We start from the raw sequence: 9,564 nt of genomic DNA, 5'->3' as shown, positions 1-9,564 counted from the left end.
CCACTGGGTTGCTCCAGGCCCTTGAAGACCAGGTCGCACGCAGCCTTGTAGGCCGCCGACGTCTCGAAGTTGCCCGCCATCTTTTTGTAGAGGGGATCGCCGGCGTTCTGGCCGTCGACCACGGCGGCCATGCGCTCGAAGGTTTCCTTGACCTGCGCTTTCGTGACCACGCCGTGCAGCAGCCAGTTGGCGATGTGCTGACTGGAAATGCGCAGCGTGGCGCGGTCTTCCATCAGGCCAACGTTGTGGATGTCGGGCACCTTGGAGCAACCCACACCCTGGTCGATCCAGCGGACCACATAGCCGAGGATGCCCTGGGCGTTGTTGTCCAGCTCCTGCTGCTTCTCGGYGGGCGTCCATTGGGCATCGGGCGAGACCGGCACCAGCAGCAGCTCGGGCAGCAGGCGGGCGATTTCGGACTTCAGGTCGACCTTCTTCTCGATGTCTTTTTGCACCGCCGCCACGTTGACCTGGTGGTAGTGCAGCGCATGCAGCGTGGCAGCCGTGGGCGAGGGAACCCAGGCGGTGTTGGCGCCGGCCTGCGGGTGCGAGATTTTGGCCTTGAGCATGTCGGCCATCAGGTCGGGCATGGCCCACATACCCTTGCCGATCTGGGCGCGGCCGCGCAGGCCGCAGGCCAGGCCGACCAGCACGTTGCTGCGCTCGTAGGCGCTGAGCCAGGGGCTGATTTTCATGTTGCCCTTGCGGATCATCGGGCCGGCCTGCATGGCCGTGTGCATTTCGTCGCCGGTGCGGTCCAGGAAGCCGGTGTTGATGAAAGCCACGCGGCTGGAAGCGGCAGCGATGCAGGCCTTGAGGTTGACGCTGGTGCGGCGCTCTTCGTCCATGATGCCGAGCTTGACCGTGCTGCCCGGCAGTCCCAGCATTTTTTCGACGCGGCTGAAGAGTTCAGCGGCAAATGCCACTTCAGCGGGGCCGTGCATCTTGGGCTTGACGATGTAGACCGAGCCCTTGCGCGAGTTCCTGATGCCGGGCTTGCCCTTGCGCTTGAGGTCGTGGATGGCGATCGTGGTCGTGATCACGGCGTCCAGGATGCCTTCCGGAATTTCCTTCGTGCTGCCATCCGCGGCGGTGTACAGCACGGCCGGGTTGGTCATCAGGTGGCCCACATTGCGCACGAACATCAGCGAACGGCCGTGCAGTACCACTGCTTTGCCCTTGGGGCCTTTCGGCGAGGTGTATTCACGGTCAGGGTTCAGGCCGCGGGTGAAGGTCTTGCCGTCCTTGGTCACGCTTTCGGTCAGTGTGCCCTGCAGGATGCCCAGCCAGTTGCGATAGGCCAGCACCTTGTCGTCGGCGTCCACCACGGCCACCGAGTCTTCCAGGTCCATGATGGTCGACAGCGCAGCCTCTATCACCAGGTCGCTCACGCCGGCTGGATCCGTCTTGCCGATGGGCGTGCCGCGGTCAATGCGGATGTCGATGTGCAGGCCGTTGTRCTGCAGCAGCACCGACGACGGCGCGGAGGCTTTGCCCTGGTAGCCGAGGAACTGGCTGGCGTCTTCCAGCGCCGTTGTCTTGCCGCCTTTCAGGGTAACGACGAGCTTGCCGCCCTTGACCGCATAGGCGATCGAATCGATGTGCGAGCCCTTTTTCAGCGGCGCGGTGCGGTCCAGCACATAACGCGCGTATTCGATCACCTTGGCGCCGCGCACGGGGTTGTAGCCTTTGCCTTTGGTGGCGCCGTCATCCTCGGAAAGGGCGTCGGTGCCGTAGAGCGCGTCATACAGGCTGCCCCAACGCGCATTGGCGGCATTGAGCGCATAGCGCGCGTTCAGGATGGGCACCACAAGTTGCGGGCCGGCCTGTCTGGCGAGTTCGGCGTCCACGTTGGCAGTGGTGATGGTGACCTTCTTCGGCGAAGGCACGAGGTAGCCGGTTTTTTCGAGGAAAGCGCGGTAAGCCTTCATGTCCGCGATGGGGCCGGGGTTGGCCTTGTGCCAGGCGTCCATTTCGGCCTGCAGGCGGTCGCGCTCTGCCAGCAGGGAGAGGTTCCTGGGCGCCAGATCGGCCACGATGGCGTCAAAGCCCTTCCAGAAAGCGCCGCTGGCCACACCGGTGCCAGGCAGCACCTCGTCTTCGATGAAGCGGTAAAGCCCGGTGGCGACCTGCAGGCGGTGGCTGGAGGTGCGTGCGTTGGTTGTTGTGTTCATGGTGCGGTCCCTTTTCTCAAAAGCATCAGAAGAATAAAAACTAAAAAACTAAAAATAAAACGTGTCTGCGAAATCAGTGCAGCGGCAGCGAGAGCACTTCACGCAGGCTRCTGCCGGTGTACAGGGGCTGCGTGCCCAGCTCTTCAAACGGCAGTTGGTAACGATTAACCCACAGCGTCTGGTAGCCATACCAGGTGGCCGCCAGCGCGTCCCAGCCGTTGCAGCTCACGAAGGCGATCTGTTTCGCCTCCAGTCCGGTGGCTTTCAGCCCGAGCGCATAGGCTTCGGGCGCGGTCTTGTATTTGCGGATGCTGTCCACGCTGATGATGTGGTCCAGCAGGCCTTCCAGCCCTGCCGACTTGACGGCCACATCCAGCATGGAGGGATCGCCGTTGGACAGGATGCCGGTGGTGATGCCACGCGCCTTCAGCGCCTGCAGCACCTCGCGGTTTTCCGGAAACGCCGACAGATGGCGGTACTGGTTCATGAGCTGCTCCTCACGGGCGGCATTCAAATCCAGCCCCAGGCGTTTGCACGCATAACGCAGGCCTGCGCGCGTGAGGTCCCAGAAGGGCCGGTAATGCGAGCCGCCACTGCTGATGGTCACCAGGCGCGTGTACTCAATCTGCTTGTCGCGCCACAGCACGCCCAGCGCTTCGCCTTTGCCCGGAAACAGTTGCTCCGCCAGCAAGCCCACGCTGTACACGTCAAACAGCGTGCCGTAGGCATCAAACAGCACGGCACGAAGCTTGGGCTGTGGGTTGGAGCGAGGCTTTTCCATAAGCCTCTACTGTATTTGATACATCGAGCGCGATTAATTACCCAAGAATCGCTTTATCCATGACATTCATGCGCCTAATTGGATGACAAGCAGACATCAAAGTACTTTTCGTCATCGGCAGTGCTCGGGACGGCTCTACGGATTGGCACAACTCTTGCATCTCATCTTGTACACAAGTATGGATGCTTTCAATTGGTGCACATCTCTTCATCGCCGAACTCTCCTCAATCGCTCGCTGCACCTGAGCAGGTGATGGCATCTGCAGGCACGGACGCCGGCAGGGCTCCCGAGGCCTGGATTACCAGGACATCGTCTTTCCCGACCGGCCGCGGCGGCGCGCTGGCCGGGCTCTCATTTGCGGCCAAAGACAACATTGATGTAGCGGGCCTGCCGACCACCGCGGCCTGCCCCGCTTTTGCCTACACGCCGACGGTGCACGCCGCCGTGGTGCAAAAGCTGCTCGATGCGGGTGCGCAACTGCTTGGCAAGACCAACATGGACCAGTTCGCCTGCGGCCTCAACGGCACACGCTCCCCCTACGGCGCCGTTCCCAACGCGATCAACCCGGCATATATATCAGGAGGGTCGAGTTCCGGCTCCGCCTACGTGGTGGCGACCGGGCAGGCGGATTTCGCGCTGGGCACCGACACGGCGGGTTCCGGGCGCGTGCCGGCGGGCCTGAACAACATCGTGGGCCTGAAACCCTCCAAAGGCCTTGTCAGCGCACGCGGCGTGGTGCCGGCCGCGCAGAGCGTGGACTGCGTCTCCATCTTCGCGCGCACCGTGGCCACGGCCGCCCGCGTGCTCGAAGCGGCCATGGGCTACGACCCGCTGGATCCCTACTCGCGCGTGCTGGCGATGGCCGACACCGCCTTGCCCGCAGGCTTTCGTTTCGGTGTGCCTTCAACACTGGGCTTCTGCGGCGACGCGCTGGCCGAACAGGCTTTTGGCGAAGCTGTCACCCGCATGAAGGCCCTGGGCGGCGTGCCGGTCTCCATCAACTTCGCGCCGCTGGCCGAGGCGGCCGCGCTGCTCTATGAAAGCGCGCTGGTGGCTGAACGCTACACCGCCGTGCGCGATTTTTTTGACGCGCATGAAGAAGCGGTGATCGAGCCGGTGCGCAGCATCATCGGCGCAGGCCGCCAATACAGCGCTGCCGACCTGTATGCAGCCCAAACAAAGTTACGCGCGCTGGGCCAGCAGGCGGGCGCAATGTGGCGTGACATTGATGTGCTGTTGCTGCCGACCGCGCCCACGCACTACACGCTGCAGGCCATGCAGCGCGACCCCGTCACGCTGAACCGCCACCTGGGCACCTACACCAACTTCGTCAACCTGCTGGACTACGCGGCCCTTTCCGTGCCCAGCAGCCTGCGTCCTGACGGCCTGCCTTTCGGCATCACGCTGGTGGGGCTGGCGGGCAGCGACTGGCAACTGGCTGAGTTGGGGCAGCGCTATCACCATGCCACTGGTTTGCCGCTGGGCGCATTGAACGAAGCGCTGCCCGCACCCGCAGCGTTGCCAGGCATCCAGCCGGCGGCCACGGTCAGGCTGGCCGTGGTGGGCGCTCATCTTTCGGGCATGCCGCTGAACAGCCAGCTGACCTCGCGCGGCGCCACGCTGGTGGGCCCGGCACGCACCGCGCCAGACTACCGCTTTTACGCCCTGCCGGGCACGGTGCCGCCCAAGCCGGGGCTGCTGCGTGTGGCGGCCAATGAAGGTGCAGGCATCGCGCTGGAAATCTGGGAAATGCCGGTGCAGCACTACGGCTCTTTCGTTGCGCTGATCCCCGCACCCCTGGGCATAGGCACGCTGGCGCTGGAGGGCGGCGGCAGCGTCCAGGGCTTCCTCTGCGAGGCGCATGCCCTGCAAGGTGCACAAGACATCACACACCTGGGCGGCTGGCGCGCTTACCTCGACTCACTGAAGCCAGCCGCGCAGGCCTGAAGCTTTTCATCACCCTTTACCAACCTGTTCATCCACCGTTTATCCATCACCAGCAGGAGCATTTCATGAAGCCCGTTCTCACACCGTCACCCGCCCCCCACGGCCCGGCACGCCGCTCGCTGCTCAAGGCCACGGCCGCCGGTGCCACCCTGGGTCTATTGGGTATGCCCGCCTTCCTGCATGCGCAGGGCGGTCCCAAGATACGCATCGGCTACTGGCCCATTGCCGCCGGCCTGCCGTTCTACTCAGCCATCGAGCTGGGCTACTTCAAAGAGGCCGGCCTTGACGTGGAGCCGCTCAAATTCGCCGGTGCGCAGCAGGTGATGGAGGCGGTGCTCTCGGGCCGCGCCGACGGCACCGCCAACGGCACCGGTTCGGCCAACATCGCCATCGGCGAGATCGCCCAGCCCGGCACCTTCAAGATCTTCTGCTCCAACCCCAGCAACGTGAAGAATGTGCTCGACGAGGTGATCGTGCCGGCGGCCAGTCCGGCCAAGGTGATGGCCGACCTCAAAGGCAAGCGCGTCGGCTCCGGCCCCGGAATCCAGAACGTGACGCTGGCCAAGACCGTGCTGGAGCGCGGCGGCGCTACAGGCGCGACCGTGGTCGAGCTGCCCATCGGCCAGCATGTGGCCGCGCTCGCCGCCGGCCAGATCGACGGTGCCTACACGCTGGAGCCCACCGGCACCATAGGCCGCATGAACGGCACGACGCGCGTGCTTGAAGCCGGCGTCATCGCGCGCTATGTGCTGGGTGACCCGATGGCAYCGTGGTTCGGCGGCTCGGCGTCGCTGTCTTCGGACTTCATCAAGAAGAACCCCGATGCCGCGAAAAAATTCGTCGCCGCCTACGGCAAGGGAGTGGCCTACGTGCGAAGCAAGTCGGTCGAGGCGCGCCAGTACCTCAAGGGCTACACCGCCATTGAAGGCCCGCTCACCGGCGAGGTGCCGCTGGCCGCCTACACCATGTACAACGAGTTCACCCCGGCCGACGTGGCGCACTTCCAGAAATTCTTCGACCTGTTCTCCGAAAAAGGCATCTTCAGTTCGCGCCTCATCGTAGACACCATGCTCTACAAGGGTTGAACACCATGAGTACCACCTCTCTCGTGACGGCAACGCCCGCCAAACCCTGGACGCCTCCGGCCGCGCCGGCGGCCGTCGTGCAGCGCAAACCGGCGCTGGACAAGGCCCTGCCCTTCATCGGCCCGGTGGCGCTCTTCATCATCTGGGACCTGGCCGTGCGCCTGGGCTTCATCAAGGCCATCCTGCTGCCGCCACCGATCGACGCGCTGGGCGCACTGCTCAGCGGCCTGGCTGGCGGGCCGCTCCTCAAGGACTTTGCCGTCACCGTGTGGCGAACGGTCCAGGCTTTCATGATCGCCGCCGCGGTCGGCATGCCGCTGGGCGTGCTGCTGGGCAGCAATGAAAAAGCCTACCGCAGCGTGGAATTCCTGATCGACTTCTTCCGCTCCACGCCGTCCTCGGCGCTGATTCCGCTCTTCCTGATGATTTTCGGCGTGTCGGACATCAACAAGGTGGCGATTGCCGCCTTCGGCGCGCTGCTGATCGTGGTCTTCAACAGCGCCTACGGCGTGATCAACGCGCGCAAGCAGCGTGTCATGGCGGCCAAAGTCATGGGCGCCTCGCGCTGGCAAGTGTTCAAGGACGTGTTGATCTGGGAAAGCCTGCAGCCGAGCTTTGTCGGCCTGCGTTCGGCGGTGTCCATGGCACTCGTCATCGTGATCGTTGCCGAGATGTTCATAGGCGCCGACACCGGCCTGGGCAACCGCATCATCAACTCGCAGCAGGTCATGAATGTGAAGGACATGTACGCGTCCATCCTGGCGGCCGGTGCGCTGGGGTATGCGCTGAATATTTTGTTTCTCGTCGCCGAGCGCCGCATCGTGCATTGGAGTGGAAGATAAATGGCCCCCACGCTTTTCACTTCGTGTAATGCGCTTCCCCCCGAGGGGGCCGCTGCGCCTGCGGCCCGGCAAAGCCGGTTCCGCGGCCCCTGCTTGAAGGTGAGAGGCCTGCAGTCACTCACCACTGTGTTTACCCATGGATCCCACCGGAGTCCGACATGTCCGCTGTAATTAATGCTCCCGTATTCGCCGATGTCCCGGTGCGTGAATTCCAGCCCGGCCCGGCAGGCACGCACATCACCATACGCGGTCTGACCAAGTACTTTGCGGGCTGGCCGCTGTATGAAGACTTCAACCTGGACATCCCCAAGCACAAGATTGTTTCGGTGTTCGGGCCCAACGGCTGCGGCAAGTCCACGCTGATCAACATGATCGCGGGCCTCATCCCCATCGACGCGGGCGAAATCCTGTTCGACGGCAAGTCGCTCAAGGACACCAAGATCGGCTACGTCTTCCAGAACTACCGCGAAGCCATGTTCCCGTGGATGCGTACCATCGACAATATCGCCTACCCGCTCAAGCTTGAAGGCAGATCCAAGGCTGAAGTCGACAGGCGCATGGCCGAACTCGTGGCCTCCTTCGACGTGAAGTTCGACCTGAACCGCTACCCCTATGAACTCTCGGGCGGGCAGCAGCAGACGGCCTCCATCATGCGGGCGCTGGCGCCCAATCCGGAAGTGCTGTTCCTGGACGAGCCGTTCTCGGCGCTGGACTTCGAGATGACGCTGTTCATCCGCGAAAAACTGCAGGAGGTGTTCATGCAGACAGGCACTACCATGCTGCTGGTGTCGCACGACCTGGAAGAAGCCGTGTACCTCGCCGACCAGGTACTGCTGCTGACCAAGCGCCCGACGCGCGTCGCCGAAATCCTGCCCTACGGCGATGCGCGTCCGCGCACGGTGGAGACCTTGTCTGAAGCCAGCTTCATCCGCACCAAGAAACTCAGCCTGGAAATATTCCAGCGCGAAGTCAGGCGCTGAACCACATGACACCCGCGCAAATAGATGCCTATGTCGACGCCGCCGCGGCCGCGCTGGACTTGCCGCTGAATCCGGAACACCGGCCCGGTGTGCTGCAGTTCTTCGCGCTGGCCGCCGGCTTTGCCGCGCAGCTGCAGGCCGTGCCGCTGGACGCCCATAACGACCCGGCGCCGGTGTTTGTACCTGTTGAGCCTTCCGGCAAGGCTGGCGGATGAGCGACGCTGCCGAATGCCTGCGCGGCGATGCGATGGCCATGGCGCGGGCCGTGCGAACGCGCGAGGTCGGTGCAGGCGCATTGATTGAAGCCAGCCTCGCGCACATAGCCGCCACCAATGGCCGCGTCAATGCCTTTACCGAAGTCACCGCCTCGCGGGCACGGCAACGCGCGGCACTGCTGGACCAGCAGCTCGCCGTCGATGCGCCCGGCCTCGCAGCACAGCCCTTGCTGGGCGTTCCTTTTGCCGTAAAGAACCTGTTTGATATCCAGGGCCTGTCCACACTGGCAGGTTCCGCCATTGAACGCGGGCGAACGCCTGCCACGGCCGACGCACTGCTGGTGCAGCGGCTCGAGGCAGCTGGCGCCGTGCTGGTGGGTGCGCTCAACATGGACGAATATGCCTATGGCTTCACCACCGAAAACAGCCATGCCGGCCCGGCCCGCAACCCGCACGACCTCACACGCATCGCCGGCGGCTCATCCGGCGGCTCAGGCGCCGCAGTGGCCGCGGGCCAGGTACCGCTGACGCTGGGGTCGGACACCAACGGCTCCATCCGTGTGCCGGCCTCGCTGTGCGGCGTGTTCGGGCTCAAGCCCACTTTTGGCCGGCTACCGCGTACCGGCAGCTACCCCTTTATTTCCGGGCTGGATCACCTGGGGCCGTTTGCGCGTTCTGTGCGCGACCTGGCCCTGTCTTATGACCTCATGCAAGGCCCGGAGGCCGCTGGGCCATCAACCCTCCGCGACCCCGGCTGCGCACAGCGCGCCGCCGAGCCGGCATTGCCATCACTGATGCAAGGCATGGGCGGACTGCGAGTGGGTGTGCTGGGCGGCTACTTCCAGGACCATGCCCAGCCCCAGGCCTGGGCCGCCGTGCAACGTGTAGCCCAGGCGCTGGGCGCCCGTGAAACGGTGGTGCTGCCGATGGTTGAGGCGGGCCGCGCCGCCGCCTTCCTGATCACCAACGCCGAGGGAGGCGCCCTGCACCTGGACGACCTGCGGCGCCGCGCCGGCGATTTTGAGCCTCTGTCGCGTGACCGCTTTCTTGCGGGCAGCCTGCTTCCGGCTGCCTGGGTAGACCGCGCCCAGCGCGTACGCCGCCTTTATGCCAAGGCCGTGGCCGGACTGTTTGAACACTTCGATGTGCTGCTCGCCGCCGCCACCCCCTGCGCCGCCACGCCCATAGGCGCCGAGTGGCTGGAATTGAAYGGCAAACGACTGCCGCTGCGCCCAAGCATGGGTTTGTTGACCCAGCCTTTTTCGTGCATAGGCCTGCCCGTCTGTGCGGTGCCGGTGTGGCCGGATGAAGGCCTGCCCGTAGGAGTGCAGCTCGTCACCGCGCCCTGGCGTGAAGACCACGCGCTGCGCGTGGCGGCCGTGCTGGAGGCAGCCGGCATCGCCCGCGCTCCGCTGGCTTCGCTGGCTTCGCTGGCTTCGCTGACAATCGGTAAATCATGATCCATGCCATCAACCTGCCCGACGTTCATGCCGAAGTGACTGCCGCATTTTTTCGCTACGAAGACGCACTGGTCAACAAC

At 64.3% G+C, this 9,564-nt stretch carries 8 protein-coding genes; 6 read left to right on the top strand and 2 right to left on the bottom strand.

Going from position 1 to position 9,564, the window contains the following annotated elements:
* The coding region (locus tag AC1D1P_RS07315) for a malate synthase G (RefSeq protein WP_477672537.1) at positions 1-2,174 on the bottom strand (2,174 nt) is incomplete at its 3' end.
* Positions 2,175-2,247: 73 nt separating this feature from the next.
* Entirely contained in the window at positions 2,248-2,955 is a 708-nt protein-coding gene (locus AC1D1P_RS07310) for a haloacid dehalogenase type II (RefSeq protein ID WP_477672536.1), read from the bottom strand.
* 252 nt (positions 2,956-3,207) lie between these two features.
* On the opposite strand from AC1D1P_RS07310, the gene atzF reads away from it, so the two are divergent.
* The 6 genes from atzF to AC1D1P_RS07280 all read left to right on the top strand — a co-directional run bounded on the left by atzF (position 3,208) and on the right by AC1D1P_RS07280 (position 9,484).
* Positions 3,208-4,902: an allophanate hydrolase gene (atzF, locus tag AC1D1P_RS07305; RefSeq protein ID WP_477672535.1), complete on the top strand. Its 1,695-nt coding sequence runs from the start codon at positions 3,208-3,210 to the stop codon at positions 4,900-4,902.
* A 65-nt stretch (positions 4,903-4,967) separates the two neighbouring features.
* The gene (locus AC1D1P_RS07300) at positions 4,968-5,987 is read left to right on the top strand and encodes an ABC transporter substrate-binding protein (RefSeq protein WP_477672534.1); all 1,020 of its coding nucleotides are present in this window, start codon (positions 4,968-4,970) and stop codon (positions 5,985-5,987) included.
* 5 nt (positions 5,988-5,992) lie between these two features.
* Complete coding sequence (locus tag AC1D1P_RS07295) at positions 5,993-6,829, top strand: ABC transporter permease (protein ID WP_477672533.1); 837 nt, start codon at positions 5,993-5,995, stop codon at positions 6,827-6,829.
* A 158-nt stretch (positions 6,830-6,987) separates the two neighbouring features.
* Positions 6,988-7,809: an ABC transporter ATP-binding protein gene (locus tag AC1D1P_RS07290; protein ID WP_477656435.1), complete on the top strand. Its 822-nt coding sequence runs from the start codon at positions 6,988-6,990 to the stop codon at positions 7,807-7,809.
* 5 nt (positions 7,810-7,814) lie between these two features.
* On the top strand, positions 7,815-8,024 hold the full coding sequence (locus AC1D1P_RS07285) for an AtzG-like protein (RefSeq protein ID WP_477670693.1): 210 nt from the start codon (positions 7,815-7,817) through the stop codon (positions 8,022-8,024).
* A complete protein-coding gene (locus AC1D1P_RS07280; RefSeq protein WP_477672532.1) occupies positions 8,021-9,484 on the top strand; it encodes an AtzE family amidohydrolase in 1,464 nt (487 codons plus the stop codon). Before AC1D1P_RS07285 ends, AC1D1P_RS07280 begins: the two co-directional genes overlap by 4 nt.
* Positions 9,485-9,564: the final 80 nt, after the last annotated feature.

Source organism: Polaromonas sp. P1_E1_2 (genome assembly GCF_056406035.1).
This window is presented reverse-complemented; position numbering and strand designations above follow the sequence as displayed.